This window comes from Pseudomonas sp. HLMP (assembly GCF_046365545.1).
Taxonomy (GTDB): Bacteria; Pseudomonadota; Gammaproteobacteria; order Pseudomonadales; family Pseudomonadaceae; genus Aquipseudomonas; species Aquipseudomonas guariconensis_B.
Genome location: NZ_JBDLLR010000001.1, coordinates 4,370,568 through 4,388,104, shown reverse-complemented (window position 1 = coordinate 4,388,104; position 17,537 = coordinate 4,370,568). Strand labels below are relative to the sequence as shown.

Below are 17,537 nucleotides of genomic sequence, written 5' to 3'. Positions count from 1 at the left end.
TGGCAGGGCGGGATTTCGGCATTATGTGTAGGCAAGTACGCCATTTTGGGGGCCGCTTTGCGGCCCCAAGCCCATCAGGGCCCTGTAGCCGCCGTACGCTCGATCAGCTTCGGTTGCCGATAAAGGTCCAACAAGACCTGGTCAAGCACCTGCGAAGCCCCCCAGGGCCGGGGATCGTTGAGGATTGCCGCCACTGCCCAGGTATGGCCGTTGCTGTCCCGAGTGTACCCGGCAATCGCCCGCACGGTATTGAGCGTCCCGGTCTTGATGTGGCCCTCGCCGGTCAGGGCGGTGCGCTTGAGCCGCTTGCGCATGGTGCCGTCCATGCCTACCAAGGGCATGGAACTGATGAACTCGGCCGAATAAGGGCTCTTCCACGCCGCCTTGAGCAGCGCCGCCATCTCCCGCGTGCTGACCCGCTCGGCGCGAGACAGCCCGGATCCGTTCTCCATCACCAGGTGTGGCGCGGTGATGCCCTTGCGCGCCAGCCACTGGCGCACCACGCGCTGGGCGGCACGGGCGTCGTCGCCGTCGACGTCGGTACGGAACTGCGCGCCCAGGCTGAGGAACAACTGCTGGGCCATGGTGTTGTTGCTGTACTTGTTGATGTCGCGGATCACTTCCACCAGGTCTGGCGAGAACGCGCGGGTCAGCAGGCGTGCGCTCTTGGGCACGTTCTCGACGCGGTCGCGGCCCTGGATGGTACCGCCCAGCTCGCTCCAGATCGCCCGCACGGCGCCGGCGGCATAGGTCGGATGGTCGAGCAGCGCCAGGTAGGTCTGGGAGTTGCAGCCATCGCCCAACTGGCCGCTGACCACGACGCTGACACCATTGGCCTGCACCGTCGGGTTGTAGCGCACCTCACCGGTGCACTGCCGGGACGTTAGGGCCTTGACCTGGTTGTCGATGCGGATGTTGGCGATTGGTGGTTCGACCGATACCGTCACCTTGCCGCCGTCGTTACGGGCGACGAAGCGCAGGGCCTTGAGGTTGACCAGCAGCGAGTCGGGCCTGACCAGGAACGGCTTGTTCATGTCGCCGCCGTCATCGTCGAACTGGGGCAGGTTGGGCTGGACGAAGTGGCTGCGATCGAGCACCAGGTCACCGCTGACGGTGCGTACCCCGTTGGCCCGCAGGTCGCGCATCAGCAGCCAGAGCTTCTCCATGTTCAGCTTCGGATCGCCGCCGCCCTTGAGGTACAGATTGCCGTTGAGCACGCCGTTGCTCAGGGTGCCATCGGTATAGAACTCGGTCTTCCACTGGAAGGTCGGGCCGAGCAGTTCCAGGGCGGCGTAGGTGGTGACCAGCTTCATGGTCGACGCCGGGTTCACCGACACGTCGGCGTTGTAGATCGTCGGTGTGCCTGGCCCATCGAGGGGCAGCATCACCAGGGACAGGGCAGAATTCTGCAGCTTGTTGTTCTTCAGCGCCTGCTGCACCTTGGGCGACAGGGTGGTGTTGACGGGGGCGGCCTGGCTGGGCATGGCCAGTGGCAGGAGCAGGCCGGCGAGGAGCAGTGGGCGGAGCGTTTTGATCATAGGTACTGGAACCCTGCGTACGAGGGAAAGGACAACGGGGCTGTACGAGATGATGGCCCCCAGACGAAATATAGTGCGCATTATGCCCCAAGCGTACCGCCCATGGGCCATGTCCGACGGAAAAGCGCCGCATCGCCACGGAAACTGGTAAAGTGCCGCGCGTTATTACTCAAGAGGATTGTTTCATGGCTACCAACCGTTCCCGTCGTCTGCGCAAGAAGCTGTGCGTGGATGAGTTCCAGGAGCTGGGTTTCGAACTGAACCTGGAATTCAAGGAAGACCTGTCCGAAGAAGCCATCGATGCCTTCCTCGACGCCTTCCTCGCAGAGGCCATGGATGCCAACGGCCTGGACTACGTCGGCGGCGATGACTTCGGCCTGGTCTGCCTGGCCAAGCGTGGTTCGGTCAGCGAAGAGCAGCGCGCTACCGTCGAGGCCTGGCTCAAGGGCCGTGGCGAACTGACCAAGATCGAAGTCAGCCCGCTGCTGGACGCCTGGTATCCGGACAAGCCGATCAACGCCAAGGCCGATTGATCCTGCCGAAGCGGCCGCCGTCGGCGTGCCGCTTCACCGAGCGCCGACCGGGCCGTGCAGGTACCGGGCCAGCGCTTCCTCGACGCGGCGCATGTGCCGCGCCAGTGCCTGCCGTCGCAGCTTGAGCTGCATCAGCGGTAAATCTTCCTGTTCAAGGGCCTCGCAGGCCGCCATCAACTCCCTGGCTTCCAGCATCCGTGCCGCGCTGAGGATCTTGTGCGCCTGGCCGGCGATCGCCTGGGCATCTTCGTGTGGATCGATGGCCATCAAGATGGCCAGGTCCTGCTGCAGGCTTTGCAGCAGGGTGGCCAGCAGGCGCTGGCGATCTTCCTGGTTGTCGCCGACGATGGTCGCCAGCCCGTCGAGCGTGAAACGCTTGTGCTTGCGTGGGGATGGCGCGCAGGGCGTTACGCTGGCCAGGCGCTGCTTCAGGGTGCGCAGGCCGATGGGCTTGAGCAGGCAGTCGTCCATGCCGGCGTCCAGGCATTTCTGGCGGATCTCGGGCTGGGCGTTGGCGGTATAGCCGAGGATGACGCAGCGCGGCCGGCCTTGCGCGCCTTCCTCGGCGCGTACCGCCTCGGCGACCTGGTAGCCGCTCATGTGCGGCATGTTGCAATCGAGGATCAGCACATCGAAACCGCCCTCGCGCCATTTCTCCAGGCCTTCGCGGCCATCGCCGGCGCTGGCATGGCGCAGCCCGAGGAACCCCAGTTGCTGCGCCATCAGCAACTGGTTGGCCGGGTGGTCGTCGATCACCAGCACGTTCAGCCGGGTATCCGGTGTGTCCACGTCCGCGACGTCAGGGGGGGCGGACGAGGGCGCCGCGACGCGCTGCAGGGGCATCTGCAGGCGGACGCGGGTGCCGACCCCTTGCAGGCTCTCGAGCGTCAGGTCGCCGCCCATCATCTGGCACAGGTTGCGGCTGATGGCCAGGCCCAGGCCGGTGCCGGCACGTGCGCCCTCGCTGTGGGGGTTGGCCTGGACGAATGGGTTGAACAGCTGACGCAGTTCGTCTTCACGGATGCCGATGCCACTGTCGCGCACCTCCAGGTCAAGGGTCGGGCCGGCTGCCGGGTTTTCGTCGTGCAGGGCCATGCTGATGCGCACCTGGCCGTGTTCGGTGAACTTGATGGCGTTGCTGACCAGGTTGGACAGCACCTGCTTGAAGCGCAGCGGATCGAGCAACGCATGGCAGCGTGCGTTCGCTGCGATGACCACTTCCAGGGACAGCCCTTTCTGCCGCGCCAGGCCATCGAAGACCCGGCCCACCGACTCGACCAGTGCACCCAGGTCGACCGGTTCCACGGACAGGGACAGGTGGCCGGACTCGATCCTGACGATGTCGAGGATGTCGCCGATCAGGCCCAGCAGGTCCTTGGCCGAATGGTAGGCGACCTCCAGTGCCGGTCGGTCCAACTGCCCCTGGTCCGCCCGCCTGACGGCCAGCTCGAGCATGCCGATGATGGCGTTCATCGGTGTACGGATCTCATGGCTGATGGTGGCCAGGAAGGTACTCTTGGCGCGATTGGCATCGTCGGCTTGCTGCTTGGCCTGGCGCAGGGCCTGGACCAACTTGCGCCGGTCGCTGATATCGATCCAGCCGCCGATGATCCCCTGCACCTCGCCCAGCGAGTCGCGGTAGGGCAGGATCCAGTGGTAGATGGTCAGCTCCCGTCCTTTCATTTGCAGAGGACGATCCAGGATCAGTGGCGTGCCGGCCTCCATGACCTGCTGGTAGTCGGCCTCGATCTGCCGGGTATGTTCAGGGTCGCTGCACAGGCTGTCTGCCAGGCGCTTGCCGATGACCTCCGCGGGCTGCGCCTGGACGGCCTCCAGGTAGCTGTCGTTGCAGCTTTGCAGGCGCCCCTCGCGATCGCGTACGTACATCGGGTGGGGAGTGCCGTTGAGCAGTGCGCGCATGAACTCCAACTGGTCGCTCAGCGCCCGTTCGGCGCGCTGGCGATGCCGGATCTGCCGGCGCAGGCGGGCGTTCCAGACCAGCGCCAGCAACAGCAGCAGGCCGAAGCCCAGCAACACCCGCACGGCCAGGCGGCGAAACTCCCGCCAATGGGCATCGTCCTGCACGCCATAGCCACGCCAGCGGCTGTTGATCACACCCAGTTCTTCCGGCGAGATGCTCAGCAGGGCCTTGTCGAGGATCGAGGCGAGCGCCTGGGCCTGGCCGGTGCTGGCCATCGTGAAGGTGGCTGGCTCGTTGCCGATCGTGCGGCGGATGACCAGGTCGGGATTGCCGGCCAGCGCATGATTGGCGTCGATCAAGGTGGCGATCGCCGCATCCACCGCGCCGCTGCCGAGCAGCGCCATGGAAAAGAACGGGCTTTCGGTCTCGATCCGCCTGACCTGAGGGTGCTGCGTCGCGAGCAGTTCGGCCATGAGGCTATCGCGGGTGATGGCGACCCGCTTGCCCTGCAATTGCTCGAGGGAGGAGGCTTGTCCAGGGCCGGCACGGGTCACCAGCACGTAGTTGCTTTCCAGGTAGGGACGGCTGATCCGCAAGGCGCCGTCGTGTTTCTCGTCGCTGGAAATGGCCGCGATCACGTCCGCCCGGCCGTCCTTGAGGCGGGCGATCATGTCACGGATGCCGCTGGCCCGCTGGACCTCGAAGCGCAGCCCGGTGCGCAGGCGGATCAACTCCAGCAGGTCGGCGGCGATCCCACGGAAATGGCCGCTGCCGTCGAAGTAGGACACCGGGGCCGCGGTTTCGTTGACGGCGACGCGCATCACCGGGTGCTGCTGCAGCCAGTGCTCCTCGTCCGGCGTCAATTGCAGCTTGCGGTCGGTCAGGAGCATGTCGCTGCCGGCGCTCCAGCGCTTGAAGATACTGGCGGTCACGGCGTTGGGCTGGCTGTCGAGCACGGCATCGACCAGTGCCTTGAGCTGGGTATCCTCGCGGCGCATGGCGAAGCTGAAGCCGATGGCTTCGTGATTGCCGAAGCTGGCCATGCGCAGCAGGGGCAGGTGGCCCCGGTTGAGCTGGTAGTGGGTGGAGATGGTGTCGCCGATGAACACGTCGGCCTGGCCGAAGGCCACGGCGTTGAGTGCCTGGGTGGACGAGGGGAAGGCCAGGAGCTCGGCCTGCGGATAGTTGTCATGCACTTCTCGCGCGGGCAGGTAGTGGTAGAGCATGCTCAGGCGCATGCCTGCGAGCCCGTCGTCCAAGGGGCGCATTTCGTCCTCGCGGGTCACCAGCACCGGCTGGTCGATGGCGTAGGGCCGGGACAGCGCCAGGCCCGCCGAGGCTTCGTAGCCATTGGCGCTGCCGAGCAGGTCGATGCGGCCCTGCTTGAGCGCGTCGACCGCCGCCTGGCGGCTGGAAAATCGCAGCACCCGTACCGGCAAGCCGAGCACCTGGCCGATCAGGCCGGCATATTCGGCGGTGAGCCCCTGGTAGTCGCGGCCGCCGGTGGTGATGTCGAAGGGCGGGTAATCCGGAAAGGATGCACCCATCACCAGTTCCTGTTTGCCTTCCAGCCACTGGCGTTGCGCCTCGGTCAGTTCGGGGCGGGTGGGCTTGACCGTCGATCGCGTGAGCAGGGTGAAGGCCTCGGCATCGGCCTGTGCCGCGTAGGCCTTGCCACAGGCCAGGGCCAGGACGATGCACAGGCAGGTCAGGTAGCGCTTCATTACCTACCCACCTCAGACCAATGCATTGCGTTTGGCCACATCGATCAGGTCGACCAAGGTATCGACCTGGAGTTTTTGCATCAGGCGCTTCTTGTAGGTACTGACCGTCTTGTTGCTGAGAAACATGCCTTTTGCAATTTCCTTGTTGCTTCTACCTTGTGCGAAAAGTTGCAGGACCATCAACTCTCGGTCATTGACCTGTCGGAAAAGTTGTTCCTCGTTGTTCACTTTTCCCGGATTGCTGTTGACTGCCTGGCTGGGGAAGTAGTTGTAGCCGGCAAGTACGGCCTTGATCGCGCTGAGCAGTTCGCCCAGGTCTTCCTGCTTGCAGACATAGCCGGCGGCACCCGAGTGCATGCAGCGCACCGCGAAAAGCGCTGGCGACTGGGCCGTCAGCACCAGCACCTTCAGAGGCAGCGCCATGGCCTGGAAGCGCGACAGCACCTCCAGGCCGTCCAGTTTGGGGATGGCGATATCGAGGATGACCAGGTCGGGGCGCGTTTCGCGGATCATCTGCATGGCATCGACGCCATTGTCCGACTCACCGACGATCCTGTAGTTCTGGTTTTCCAGCAACATGCGAACGGCCAGCCGGATAACGGGATGGTCGTCGACAATAAATACGGAGTGCATATTCAACTTCCTAATGCGGCAGCTGTCGGAAACAGTGCGCACCTTAGCTCAGTTGGAAGTCGTCGGGACATGGAGGAAACGGCTGTGGGCCGTATATGGGAATTTACCTACAGTAAAAAGTTACCAGCGCTACGAATTGATCACGAATAAGTCATGTCAATTCGTTGTTTGGTAACTTTTTATTGAAAAGTTGGGGCGGCTGTTTAGTTTGTCCTGCGATGACCTAGGAAATTTCCTTCAGAGCATGCCGATGCATGCCATGGTCGGTTTGTGGTCTTTCAGGTTGGGCTGGAGCGACCGGTCATTTCGCAGGCCATTTCACTGGCGTAGCTGTCGGTCATGCCGGCGATGAAATCGATCATGCGCAGGTAGGCGTTGTGCAGTGAGCCTTGTGGGTCTGGGGCATGGTTGCCGAGCAGGTCCAGGACACGTCGGCTCTTGAAGGAGGGCGTGCGGCCTCCGTGCTGTTCCAGGGCGGCTGCGCAGAATGCGTTGAGGAGAATCTCCAGGGTGGTATAGGCGCCGATCTCGTGCAGCGTCTTGCGCTTGTCCTGGAAGATCTTCTTGCGCGCCATGTCCTTGGCCTGCAGCACGCAGCGTTTGGCCGGGCCGTGCATATGCTCGACCAAGTCGCCTGCCAGGCAACCGGCGAGCAGGGCCGGCTGCTGTTCGACGAAGGCCTGGGCGGCGGCATTGGTCAAATGCTCGATGGCCTTGCCGCGCAGGATCGCCAGCTTGCGTCGCCGCGAGTCGCCGGGCCCCAACTGACGGTAGGTGTCGGGGAGGTCGTCGCCGACCAGGTCGAGCAGCAAGGCCTCGACCTCGGCGTATTGCAGCAGCTCCATCTCCAGGCCGTCTTCCAGGTCGATCAGCGCGTAGCAGATATCGTCTGCCGCCTCCATCAGGTACACCAGTGGATGGCGTGCCCAGCGCTGCTCTTCCAGCTGTGGCAGGCCGAGCTTGCGGGCGATCTGTTGCAGCAGTGGCAGTTCGCTCTGGTAGCAGCCGAACTTGTGCTTCTTGTAGCCCAGGGCATCGGCGTGACGGGCGCTCCAGGGGTACTTCAGGTAGGTGCCCAGGGTGGCGTAGGTCAGCCGGGTGCCACCGTCGAACTGGTGGTACTCCAGTTGGGTCAGGACACGAAAACCTTGGGCGTTGCCTTCGAAGTTGAGGAAGTCGGCCCGTTCGTCGTCGCTCATGTCGTCCAGCCAGCCACGTCCAGCGGCCTGTTGGAACCAGTGGCGGATGGCATCTTCGCCGGAGTGGCCGAACGGCGGGTTGCCAATGTCGTGGGCCAGGCAGGCCGACTGCACGATCATGCCCAGGTCGCTGGGCTCGCACCAGTCAGGCAGGCTGTCGCGCAGGGGCTCGCCGACGCGCATGCCCAGGGAGCGGCCGACGCAACTGACTTCCAGCGAGTGGGTCAGGCGGGTGTGGATATGATCGTTGCTGGAGACCGGGTGGACCTGGGTCTTGCGCCCCAGGCGGCGGAACGCGCCAGAGAAGATGATGCGGTCGTGGTCCTTGTGGAAGGGGCTGCGCCCCAGTTCCTCGGGGCTGTACAGGGCTTTGCCCAGGCGTTCGCGGGTCAGCAGGGTATGCCAGTCCAAGGCTCGATCTCCCGTCAGGTGGACGCCATAGCTTCCCGTGTCAGGCGCGCCCGCGCAAGCGGCAGGCGCGACCGCTCAGCCGCGCCGGTTGTGCAGGAACAGGCGGACCAAGGGCACCAGGCTGCTGCCCAGGCGCACCAGGCGGCTGAGATTGCCGCTGCGCACGCCCTTGCCGGTGAGAAAGCCCAGCGCGACCACCGCGCCCAGGCCCCACAGCGGCGCATGCCGGATGCCCAGGCCATCTTGCAGCGAGCTGCCCATGCCACGCAGGCGCCTGACCGGCTCGACCAACTGCGCCGATTCGTGGCGGATCTCCTGGCGGTGCATTTCCAGGCGCAGGCGCAACAGTGCCTTGCGCAGTTCACGGGGATTACGGGTATTGGGGAGTTCAGGCAGGTTCATGGCAACAGGCGCTCCCTGTCCTTGGCAAGTTCCTCGAGGGTGGCGCTGAACGGCGACGATTCGTCGAACACCGCGGCCTTCAGACGCAACCCGCAGTACAGGGCGGCGACGCCATAGAACACGCACAGGCCAATGATGCCGGCCAGGCGATAACTGTCCCACAGCAGCACCAGGACCAGCCCGGACAGTGCGGTCAGCAGCAGCAAAGCGAACACCAGCGCCAGGCCGGCGAACAGCAGCAGGCTGAGGGTACGGGCTTTCTGCTCCTGCAGTTCGATGCCGAACAGCTCGACATGGCTGTGCAGCAGGCCGAGCAAGGCCGCGCCAAGGCGCTTGCCGGAAGCGCTGGTGCCCAGAGCGTCGTTTTCCATGGGAACTCCTCAGCGCCGATTGGCCAGCAGGCCGATCAGCAGGCCGACGCCGGCGGCGATGCCGATGGCCTGCCACGGATTGTCCTGCACGTACTGCTCGGCACTGCCGAGGGCCGCCTGGCCGCGCTGGCGTACCGAGTCCTGGGTCAGTTGCAGGGTCTCGCGGGCCTGGACCAGGCGGTCGTGGATCTGCTCGCGCAGTTCGTCGGCCTGGTCGCCGGCCAGGTTGGCGGTGTCGGCGAGCAGTTTCTCAGTGTCGCGCACCAGGGCCTGGAAGTCAGCCATCAATATCTCTTGAGCAGTCTTTGCCGATTTGCTGGCCATGGGTCTCTCCCTGTGGATGTGTGTGGCTATTTCGAGTGATGGGGAAGAAGGAAGGTTCAGTGCCATCGCTGGTACGACCCTTGCTATCTCCCGGGGCGTGGCCGTGGGGTGTTGCGCCGAATGCGTGCGCTGGCCCGACGGATACCGATAAACCTTAACCCAATCCACGACAAACCCAAGAAAAACCACGCAGGCCTTGCCCGGCTCACCGAAACGGGGCGGGGCCATGGCACCGAATCGGTGCAAGGCGGTGGATTCTTGAACCGTCCTGGTGCCTTTTTCAGCAGGTCTGCCTCTTTCATGGAAAACATGCACAGCGCGATGGACTCCCTGGTCCATGGCTCCAATACCTTGTTCATTCTCATGGGCGCCATCCTGGTCCTGGCCATGCACGCGGGTTTCGCCTTCCTCGAAGTCGGTACCGTACGGCACAAGAACCAGGTCAATGCCTTGTCGAAGATCCTCAGCGACTTCGCGGTCTCGGCCCTGGTGTACTTCCTGCTCGGCTACTGGGTGGCCTATGGGGTGAACTTCTTCCAGCCGGCCGGCGAACTGGCCGCCGACCATGGCTATGCCCTGGTCAAGTGCTTCTTCCTGCTGACCTTCGCCGCGGCGATTCCGGCGATCATTTCCGGTGGCATCGCCGAGCGTGCCCGGTTCGTGCCGCAACTGTGCGCCACGGCCTTGATCGTGGCGCTGGTCTACCCGTTCTTCGAAGGCGTGGTGTGGAACGGCAACTTCGGCGTGCAGGGCTGGCTGCAGGCGCGCTTCGGGGCGCCGTTCCACGACTTCGCCGGCTCGGTGGTGGTGCATGCCATGGGCGGCTGGCTGGCGCTGGCGGCGGTGCTGTTGCTGGGCGCGCGCCGTGGCCGCTACCGTGAGGGCCGGCTGGTGGCGTTCGCACCGTCGAGCATTCCGTTCCTGGCCTTGGGGTCGTGGATCCTGATCATCGGCTGGTTCGGCTTCAACGTCATGAGCGCCCAGACCTTGCAGGGCGTCAGTGGCCTGGTGGCGATCAATTCGCTGATGGCCATGGTCGGCGGGACCCTGGCTGCCTTGGCAGCCGGGCGCAACGACCCTGGCTTCCTGCACAACGGCCCGTTGGCCGGGCTGGTGGCCATCTGTGCCGGATCTGACCTGATGCATCCGCTCGGCGCCCTGGCCACCGGCCTGGTGGCGGGGGTGCTGTTCGTCTGGAGTTTCACCGCGGCGCAGAACCGCTGGAAGATCGACGATGTGCTGGGCGTCTGGCCTTTGCATGGCCTGTGCGGCGTCTGGGGCGGCATCGCCTGTGGCCTCTTCGGCCAGGCTGCGCTCGGCGGGCTGGGCGGTGTCAGCCTGGCCAGTCAGTTGGCCGGCAGCCTGGCGGGAGTGCTGGTGGCATTGCTGGGCGGCTTTGCCGTGTATGGCCTTATCAAGGCCGTGCCGGGGCTACGCCTGAGCCACGAGCAGGAGTTCCAGGGCGCCGACCTGTCGCTGCACCGCATCGGCGCCACCAGCCAGGATTGACGCAGGCCAGGTGCACGTGGCCCGGCATGGACCTAGAATGATCATCCCATTCCTTGCTGATGCGGGACCTGTCCATGCTGCCTGAATGCCAACTGTTCGGCACCCTGGGGTGCCATTTGTGCGAAGTGGCCGAAGCCTTGCTGATGCCTTTCGTCGAGCACGGCCTGCTGGTGGAGTTGGTCGATATCGCCGACAGCGAGGCGTTGTTCGAGCGCTATGGCCTGCGCATTCCCGTGCTGCGCCGTTGCGACACCGGTGCCGAGCTGGGCTGGCCGTTCGATGCGGAGCAGGTGGTGGCGTTCCTGAAGGGATGATTGCCGAGAGGGGAAGCGGTGCCCTCCTGCATGATCCGGCGCGCAGGGCGAAGATGCGAGGCCGACCGAGACAGGTCGGCCCCTTCAATCGTCCTGGAGTAGCTCTGCGATGCTCATCACCCCCCATTTCACCCTCGAGGAAATGACCGTTTCGCAAATCGCCGCGCGCGAAGGGCTGGACAATGCGCCCCCCGCGCAGGCCCTGGCCAACCTGGGCCTGCTGTGCCGGACACTCGAACAGGTGCGCGCGCTGTGCGGCGCCCCCATCATCGTCAGCAGTGGCTACCGCAGCCCGGCCGTCAACCGGCGCGTGGGCGGGGCATCCAGTAGCGCCCACCTCAGTGGCCTGGCCGCTGACTTCACCGTGTTCGACCTCGCGCCCCGCGAGTTGGCCCTGCGTATCCGTGACAGCGACGTGATGTTCGACCAGCTGATCCTCGAGTTCGACGGCTGGGTGCACCTGGCCGTATCGCGTGGCGCGCCGCGTCGCCAGGTGTTGACCATTCGCCGGGGCACGGGCTACCTCGCCGGGATCCGCTGAAGCCCAGGCCAATTGACGGCATACCGGTCACGTCCGTATGCTGTATATAAATACAGTATCAGGGTGAATCAATGCTCAACGTCGAGCAACTGAAGTACAGCGTCAACCGCATGTCCCCCGAGCGGGTCTGCGACGCCGTACTGGAGCTGCGCCTCGAAGGTCTGGTGACGGATGACCGGACGCCGTTCGGCAAGGTCCATTTCAACACCTGCTTCGCCGAGATCGAGGCGCTGTTCCAGCGTGCCGGTTACCATCGTCAGCTGGATGTGGTGGGGTACCAGGGTTTGGTCTATGCCCTCTACGATCCGGGGCGCTGGGATGCGGTGCAGGTCTTGCGCTGGCTGAAGGCACACAGCGAGACGGCGGCCCGGGCTGGTTGACCTGGCGGGCATGGAGGATAATGCCCGCCCTTGAGTTTGCGAGCCCTGCCATGACCGCGCCTTTCGACCCCGCCCACCAGCAAGCCAGTACGGTCTGCCTGCCACCAGGTCGCTGGGCGACGGTACTCGACTGCCTGTGCGATCGTTTCAAGGGCATCAGCCGCGAGCAGTGGCTCGACCGTTTTGCTCGTGGGCGCGTGCTGGATGCCGCAGGGCAGGCGATTCCGGTGGACATGCCCTATCGCCAGGGCATGCGCCTGCACTACTTTCGCGAGGTGCCCAACGAGAAGCCGATCCCGGTGCAGGAAACGATCCTGCATGTGGACGAGCATCTGGTGGTGGCCGACAAACCGCATTTCCTGCCGGTCACCCCGACCGGTGAGTATGTCGAGCAGACCTTGCTGCGTCGCCTGATCCGTCGCTTGGGCAACCCGCACCTGGTGCCGCTGCACCGTATCGACCGGCATACCGCCGGGCTCGTGCTGTTTTCCGCCAACCCACACAGCCGCAGTGCCTACCAGCGGCTGTTTCCCGAACGGCGCATCGACAAGCGCTACCAGGCGATCGCCGCGGCGCTGCCCGAGCGTGAGTTTCCCCTGGTGCACCGTAGCCGCCTGGTGCATGGCGAGCCCTTTTTTCGAATGCAGGAAGTGGCGGGGCAGCCCAACAGCGAAACCCTGGCCGAGGTCCTGGAGAAGAATGGCGAGCTGTGGCGCTACGGCCTCTCGCCGGTGACTGGCAAGACGCACCAGTTGCGGGTACATATGGCGGCGCTGGGCGCGGCGATCTGCAACGACCCGTTCTACCCGGCGCTGTGCGAGGTGCAGGATGACTACCAGCGGCCACTGAAGCTGCTGGCGCAAGGGTTGCGGTTCGAGGATCCACTGACAGGGGAGGTGCGCTGCTTCGAGAGTCGCCTGTCGCTGGAGTGGTGAGGAGGGGAGCCAAGGGCTGCAAAGCACCCTTTGACTGAGTGACATTGGGGCTGCTTTGCAGCCCCAGGTGACAACGACCGGCGATAAAGGCCAGCGCCTCAGCGGTTGAAGCGCTCCACCAGGGAATACTGGCTGCCCGCCGTGCTGGTCAGCTCTTCGCTGAGCAGTGCCGAGCGCTGGGCCTGTTCGGCGGTCTGGTCGGCCAGGTCGGCGATGGTGCTGATGTTGCGGCTGATCTCGTCGGCCACCGCGGTCTGCTCCTCGGTCGCCGCGGCGATCTGGGTGGCCATGTCGGTGATGTTGGCCACCGCTTCGCTGATGCCCGCCAGCGCCTGGTCGGCTTCCATGACCCGCTCCACGCCTTCCTGGGCCTGGCGGTGGCCGTTTTCCATGGTCTGTACGGCGTTGTTGGCGGTCTGCTGCAGCTTGGCGATCAGGTTGTGGATCTGCCCGGTGGACTCGGCGGTGCGCTGGGCCAGTTGGCGTACCTCGTCGGCGACCACGGCGAAGCCTCGGCCCATCTCACCGGCGCGCGCCGCCTCGATGGCGGCGTTGAGGGCCAGCAGGTTGGTCTGGTCGGCGATCCCCTTGATCACATCCACCACGCCACCGATCTCGTCGCTGTCTTTGGCCAGCTGAGTGACGGTCTGGCCGGTTTCGCCGACGGCTGCCGACAGGCGCTCGATGGCCTCGCGGGTCTCCCCAGCGATGTGCCGGCCCTGGCTGGTCAGGCGGTTGGCTTCCTGGGTGGCATCGGCGGTGCGCTGGACGTGATTGGCCACTTCCTGGGTGGTGGCTGCCATCTGGTTGACCGCGGCAGCGACCTGCTCGGTTTCCACTCGCTGGCGTTCCAGGCCCGTGGAACTCTGGTGGGCCAGGGCATCGGACTGGCGCGCCTGGTCGCTGAGGTGCTCGGCGCTGTCCTGCAGGCGAGTCAGGCAGGTCTTCAGGCGCGCGTCTTGGCTGAGCATGGCCATTTCCAGACGGGCCTGCACGCCACGGCTGTCGGTGTACATCTGCGCGATCAGCGGGTCGGAGGTGGTCTGTTCGGCCAGGCGCAGCAGGCGCTTGAGGCCGCGTTGCTGCCAGGTCAGGCCGAGCAGGCCGAGCGGTACCGACAGGCCCGCGGCCAACGCGAAGCCCCAGGAGTGGCCGAGCCAGTTGCCGATCAGGAAACCGACCTGGCTGACCAGGATGAACGGCAGCCAGTCCTGCAGCACCGGCAGCCACTTGTCACGCCGTGGTACTGCCGGCTTGCCTTGGTTGATGCGCTGGTACAGTGCCTCGGCGCGGCGGATCTGCTCGGCGGTGGGCTTGATTCGCACCGACTCGTAGCCGATCACCTGGTTGTTGTCGAAGATCGGCGTGACATAGGCGTTGACCCAGTAGTGATCGCCCGACTTGCAGCGGTTCTTGACGATGCCCATCCACGGCAAGCCCTGCTTGAGGGTCTGCCACATGTGGGCGAAAACCGCCGGGGGCACGTCGGGATGGCGGACCAGGTTATGGGGCGCGCCCGTCAGTTCCTCGCGGGAGAAACCGCTGATGTCGATGAAGGCATCATTGCAATAGGTGATCACACCCTTGGCATTGGTGGTGGAGATCAACCGTTGTTGGGCAGGGAAGGTCCGTTCTCTCTGGGTAATCGGCTGGTTGTTACGCATGGGCAGTCAATCCGCAAGGCTTTCGACAGGTATCGGCAAGCCGGTGATTTTATTGAATGGATACTTAAATTCGCTTGACCTGGCTCAATGAGCACAGGGCGCGCCTGGGTTAAAGGATCTGGCGATTTCACGTAAGTTGCCGTCAGGTTTGCGTTTTTTTAACGATTTATGACGGTTTGGTCCGATCATGACTGATTGTTCGGAGAAGGGCCAGCGGCGAATGGGGGAGGGGAAGGTTGCCGTTGGCCTTGCAGGAGCGGTCAGGCGCCCCGGCAAGGCCGCTCCTGCAAGTGCCTCCGTGCTTCAGGCCGCAATCAGCTGGCGCAGCACATAGTGCAGGATCCCTCCGGCCTTGAAGTACTCCACTTCATTGAGGGTATCGATCCGGCATAGCACCTCGATCTGTTGCTGCTGGCCATCCTCGCGGGTGATGCGCAGCGGCAGGCTCATGCCTGGGCGTAGCTGCGCGCCGGACAGCCCCAGCACATCGATGCGCTCCTTGCCGGTCAGGCCCAGGGTCTTGCGGCTTTCCCCGGCCTTGAACTGCAGCGCCAGCACGCCCATGCCCACCAGGTTGGAGCGGTGGATACGCTCGAAGCTCTCGGCCAGCACTGCCTTGACCCCCAGCAGGTTGGTACCTTTGGCCGCCCAGTCACGGCTGGAGCCGGTGCCGTACTCCTGGCCGGCGATCACCACCAGCGGTGTGCCTTCGTCCTGGTAGCGCATGGCCGCGTCGTAGATCGACAGCTTCTCGCCACTGGGCACGTGCAGGGTGTTGCCGCCTTCCTCGCCACCGAGCATCTCGTTGCGGATGCGGATGTTGGCGAAGGTGCCGCGCATCATCACTTGGTGGTTGCCGCGGCGCGAGCCGTAGGAGTTGAAGTCGCGTGGCTCCACGCCCTGGCTGCGCAGGTAGCGGCCGGCAGGGCTGTCGGCCTTGATGTTGCCAGCCGGGGAGATGTGGTCGGTGGTCACCGAATCGCCGAGCAGGGCGAGGATGCGGGCCCCCTGGATATCGTCGATCTGCGGCAAGGGGCCGGCGATGTCGTCGAAGAACGGCGGGTGCTGGATGTAGGTGGAATCGTCCTGCCACACATAGGTGGCCGCCTGCGGCACTTCGATGGCCTGCCATTGGGCATCGCCAGCGAAGACCTCGGCGTATTCCTTGTGGAACATGGCGGTATCGACCTTGGCCACGGCATCGGCGATTTCCTGCTGGCTGGGCCAGATGTCGCGCAGGTAGACCGGCTGGCCATCGGTACCGGTCCCCAAGGGATCGCAGGTCAGGTCCAGGCGCACGCTGCCGGCCAGGGCATAGGCCACCACCAAGGGCGGCGAGGCCAGCCAGTTGGTCTTGACCAACGGGTGCACGCGGCCTTCGAAGTTGCGGTTGCCCGACAGCACCGAGGCGACGGTCAGGTCGGCGCTGCCGATGGCTTTCTCGATGGCTTCGTCCAGCGGGCCGGAGTTGCCGATGCAGGTGGTGCAGCCATAGCCGACCAGGTCGAAACCGAGCTGGTCGAGGTAGGGCGTGAGGCCGGCGGCCTTGAAGTAGTCGGTGACCACCTTGGAGCCTGGCGCCAGCGAGCTCTTCACCCAAGGCTTGCGTTTGAGGCCCTTTTCCAGGGCTTTCTTCGCCACCAGGCCGGCCGCCATCATCACGCTGGGGTTGGAGGTATTGGTACAGGAGGTGATGGCGGCGATCACCACGGCGCCGTCGCGCAGGGTGTGGGTCTGGCCGTCATGGGTGTAGTCGACCTCGCCGGCCTGGTCGGCATTGCCTACCGCCACGCCGCCGCCACCTTCGCTTTCCAGCCGGCTGACTTCCTTGGCCAAGGGCCTGGGTTGCAGTTCGATGAAGCCGTCGAAGGCCTGGCGCACCTGGGACAGGGCGACCCGGTCCTGCGGGCGCTTGGGCCCGGCCAGGCTGGCCTCGACGTCGTGCATGTCCAGCGCCAGGGTGTCGCTGAACAGCGGCTCCTGGCCTGGCAGGCGCCAGAGGCCCTGCGCCTTGCAGTAGGCCTCGACCAGTTGCACCGTCTCCTCGGCCCGGCCCGACAAGCGCAGGTAGTCGAGGGTCACCTGGTCGACCGGGAAGAAACCGCAGGTGGCACCGTATTCCGGTGCCATGTTGGCAATGGTGGCGCGGTCGGCCAGGGGCAGGTCGGCCAGGCCATCGCCGTAGAACTCGACGAACTTGCCCACCACGCCTTTCTTGCGCAGCATCTGCGTGACCGTCAGCACCAGGTCGGTGGCGGTGATGCCTTCGCGCAGCTTGCCGGTCAGCTTGAAGCCGATCACCTCGGGGATCAGCATCGATACCGGCTGGCCGAGCATGGCCGCCTCCGCCTCGATGCCGCCCACGCCCCAGCCGAGCACGCCGAGGCCATTGATCATGGTGGTGTGCGAGTCGGTGCCGACCAAGGTGTCGGGGAAGGCATAGGTGCGGCCGTCTTCCTCACCGGTCCACACCGTGCGGCCCAGGTATTCCAGGTTGACCTGGTGGCAGATGCCGGTGCCTGGCGGCACCACGCGGAAGTTGTCGAAGGCGCTCTGGCCCCAGCGCAGGAAGGCGTAGCGCTCGCCATTGCGCTGCATCTCGATGTCGACGTTCTGGGCGAAGGCCTGGGGGCTCGCGTAGCGATCGACCATCACCGAGTGGTCGATCACCAGGTCCACCGGCGACAATGGGTTGATCCGCTGCGGGTCGCCGCCGGCCTTGGCCATGGCGGCGCGCATGGCGGCCAGGTCGACCACTGCGGGCACCCCGGTGAAGTCCTGCATCAGCACCCGCGCCGGGCGGTACTGGATCTCGCGATCAGAGCGACGCTCGCCGAGCCACTGGGCCAGGGCGCGCAGGTCGTCGCCGGTGACGGTCTTGCCGTCCTCCCAGCGCAGCAGGTTCTCCAGCAGCACCTTGAGCGACATGGGCAGGCGCTCGAGGTCGCCGAGTTGGCGGGTGGCTTCGGCGAGGCTGAAATAATGGTAGGTACGGCCGGCCGCCGTAAGGGTCTTGAGGGTCTTCAGGCTATCGAGCGAGGGCATTGCCAACTCCTTCTGCGCCGGTGCCCGGTACCTTCGGTGGTGCGTGCGGTTGATTCGCGTACTCAAGTCCTGGCGCTGAAATCGAATGCGCGA

The 17,537-nt window shown here is 65.0% G+C and carries 15 protein-coding genes; 6 read left to right on the top strand and 9 right to left on the bottom strand.

Annotation, left to right across the window (positions count from 1 at the left end):
* Positions 1-74 precede the first annotated feature (74 nt).
* Positions 75-1,538 carry a D-alanyl-D-alanine carboxypeptidase/D-alanyl-D-alanine-endopeptidase gene (dacB, locus tag ABFA30_RS20250; RefSeq protein ID WP_410045842.1) on the bottom strand — a complete coding sequence of 488 codons (1,464 nt, stop codon included), beginning with the start codon at positions 1,536-1,538 and terminating at the stop codon, positions 75-77.
* A 185-nt stretch (positions 1,539-1,723) separates the two neighbouring features.
* On the opposite strand from dacB, the gene ABFA30_RS20245 reads away from it, so the two are divergent.
* A complete protein-coding gene (locus tag ABFA30_RS20245) occupies positions 1,724-2,071 on the top strand; it encodes a YggL family protein (RefSeq protein ID WP_225786956.1) in 348 nt (115 codons plus the stop codon).
* Between the two features lie 33 nt (positions 2,072-2,104).
* Here ABFA30_RS20245 and ABFA30_RS20240 read toward each other — a convergent pair whose 3' ends face one another.
* The 6 genes from ABFA30_RS20240 to ABFA30_RS20215 form a co-directional block, all read right to left on the bottom strand.
* A complete protein-coding gene (locus tag ABFA30_RS20240) occupies positions 2,105-5,716 on the bottom strand; it encodes a transporter substrate-binding domain-containing protein (protein WP_410045841.1) in 3,612 nt (1,203 codons plus the stop codon).
* 12 nt (positions 5,717-5,728) lie between these two features.
* On the bottom strand, positions 5,729-6,349 hold the full coding sequence (locus tag ABFA30_RS20235) for a response regulator transcription factor (protein ID WP_225787154.1): 621 nt from the start codon (positions 6,347-6,349) through the stop codon (positions 5,729-5,731).
* A 278-nt stretch (positions 6,350-6,627) separates the two neighbouring features.
* Entirely contained in the window at positions 6,628-7,959 is a 1,332-nt protein-coding gene (locus tag ABFA30_RS20230; protein WP_410045840.1) for a deoxyguanosinetriphosphate triphosphohydrolase, read from the bottom strand.
* A gap of 75 nt (positions 7,960-8,034) precedes the next feature.
* Complete coding sequence (locus ABFA30_RS20225; RefSeq protein ID WP_225786953.1) at positions 8,035-8,361, bottom strand: hypothetical protein; 327 nt, start codon at positions 8,359-8,361, stop codon at positions 8,035-8,037.
* Complete coding sequence (locus ABFA30_RS20220) at positions 8,358-8,732, bottom strand: phage holin family protein (protein WP_225786952.1); 375 nt, start codon at positions 8,730-8,732, stop codon at positions 8,358-8,360. The genes ABFA30_RS20225 and ABFA30_RS20220 overlap by 4 nt, the downstream gene beginning before the upstream one ends.
* A 9-nt stretch (positions 8,733-8,741) precedes the next feature.
* A complete protein-coding gene (locus ABFA30_RS20215; protein ID WP_253080504.1) occupies positions 8,742-9,056 on the bottom strand; it encodes a YqjD family protein in 315 nt (104 codons plus the stop codon).
* Between the two features lie 300 nt (positions 9,057-9,356).
* Between ABFA30_RS20215 and ABFA30_RS20210 the strand changes: the two genes are divergently transcribed.
* The 5 genes from ABFA30_RS20210 to ABFA30_RS20190 all read left to right on the top strand — a co-directional run bounded on the left by ABFA30_RS20210 (position 9,357) and on the right by ABFA30_RS20190 (position 12,735).
* Complete coding sequence (locus ABFA30_RS20210) at positions 9,357-10,565, top strand: ammonium transporter (protein WP_410045839.1); 1,209 nt, start codon at positions 9,357-9,359, stop codon at positions 10,563-10,565.
* 74 nt (positions 10,566-10,639) lie between these two features.
* Positions 10,640-10,879, top strand: a complete 240-nt coding sequence (locus tag ABFA30_RS20205) for a glutaredoxin family protein (RefSeq protein ID WP_317235047.1) — start codon at positions 10,640-10,642, stop codon at positions 10,877-10,879.
* 109 nt (positions 10,880-10,988) lie between these two features.
* Positions 10,989-11,420 carry a D-Ala-D-Ala carboxypeptidase family metallohydrolase gene (locus ABFA30_RS20200; protein ID WP_253080503.1) on the top strand — a complete coding sequence of 144 codons (432 nt, stop codon included), beginning with the start codon at positions 10,989-10,991 and terminating at the stop codon, positions 11,418-11,420.
* Between the two features lie 71 nt (positions 11,421-11,491).
* On the top strand, positions 11,492-11,800 hold the full coding sequence (locus ABFA30_RS20195; RefSeq protein ID WP_225786948.1) for a transcriptional regulator: 309 nt from the start codon (positions 11,492-11,494) through the stop codon (positions 11,798-11,800).
* Between the two features lie 50 nt (positions 11,801-11,850).
* Positions 11,851-12,735: a pseudouridine synthase gene (locus ABFA30_RS20190; RefSeq protein ID WP_225786947.1), complete on the top strand. Its 885-nt coding sequence runs from the start codon at positions 11,851-11,853 to the stop codon at positions 12,733-12,735.
* 98 nt (positions 12,736-12,833) lie between these two features.
* On the opposite strand, the gene ABFA30_RS20185 is transcribed toward ABFA30_RS20190, so the two are convergent.
* Positions 12,834-14,399, bottom strand: coding sequence for a methyl-accepting chemotaxis protein (locus ABFA30_RS20185; protein WP_253080501.1), 1,566 nt, complete (start codon positions 14,397-14,399; stop codon positions 12,834-12,836).
* Positions 14,400-14,702: 303 nt separating this feature from the next.
* Positions 14,703-17,444, bottom strand: a complete 2,742-nt coding sequence (acnA, locus tag ABFA30_RS20180) for an aconitate hydratase AcnA (RefSeq protein ID WP_410045838.1) — start codon at positions 17,442-17,444, stop codon at positions 14,703-14,705.
* Positions 17,445-17,537 lie beyond the last annotated feature (93 nt).

Coding starts and splice junctions, on each gene's coding strand:
- ABFA30_RS20205 (WP_317235047.1), top strand. CDS start 10,640: ATGCTGCCTGAATGCCAACTGTTCGGCACCCTGGGGTGCCATTTGTGC.
- ABFA30_RS20240 (WP_410045841.1), bottom strand. CDS start 5,716: ATGAAGCGCTACCTGACCTGCCTGTGCATCGTCCTGGCCCTGGCCTGT.
- ABFA30_RS20195 (WP_225786948.1), top strand. CDS start 11,492: ATGCTCAACGTCGAGCAACTGAAGTACAGCGTCAACCGCATGTCCCCC.
- ABFA30_RS20190 (WP_225786947.1), top strand. CDS start 11,851: ATGACCGCGCCTTTCGACCCCGCCCACCAGCAAGCCAGTACGGTCTGC.
- ABFA30_RS20235 (WP_225787154.1), bottom strand. CDS start 6,349: ATGCACTCCGTATTTATTGTCGACGACCATCCCGTTATCCGGCTGGCC.
- ABFA30_RS20245 (WP_225786956.1), top strand. CDS start 1,724: ATGGCTACCAACCGTTCCCGTCGTCTGCGCAAGAAGCTGTGCGTGGAT.
- acnA (WP_410045838.1), bottom strand. CDS start 17,444: ATGCCCTCGCTCGATAGCCTGAAGACCCTCAAGACCCTTACGGCGGCC.
- ABFA30_RS20220 (WP_225786952.1), bottom strand. CDS start 8,732: ATGGAAAACGACGCTCTGGGCACCAGCGCTTCCGGCAAGCGCCTTGGC.
- ABFA30_RS20215 (WP_253080504.1), bottom strand. CDS start 9,056: ATGGCCAGCAAATCGGCAAAGACTGCTCAAGAGATATTGATGGCTGAC.
- dacB (WP_410045842.1), bottom strand. CDS start 1,538: ATGATCAAAACGCTCCGCCCACTGCTCCTCGCCGGCCTGCTCCTGCCA.
- ABFA30_RS20210 (WP_410045839.1), top strand. CDS start 9,357: ATGGAAAACATGCACAGCGCGATGGACTCCCTGGTCCATGGCTCCAAT.
- ABFA30_RS20225 (WP_225786953.1), bottom strand. CDS start 8,361: ATGAACCTGCCTGAACTCCCCAATACCCGTAATCCCCGTGAACTGCGC.
- ABFA30_RS20185 (WP_253080501.1), bottom strand. CDS start 14,399: ATGCGTAACAACCAGCCGATTACCCAGAGAGAACGGACCTTCCCTGCC.
- ABFA30_RS20200 (WP_253080503.1), top strand. CDS start 10,989: ATGCTCATCACCCCCCATTTCACCCTCGAGGAAATGACCGTTTCGCAA.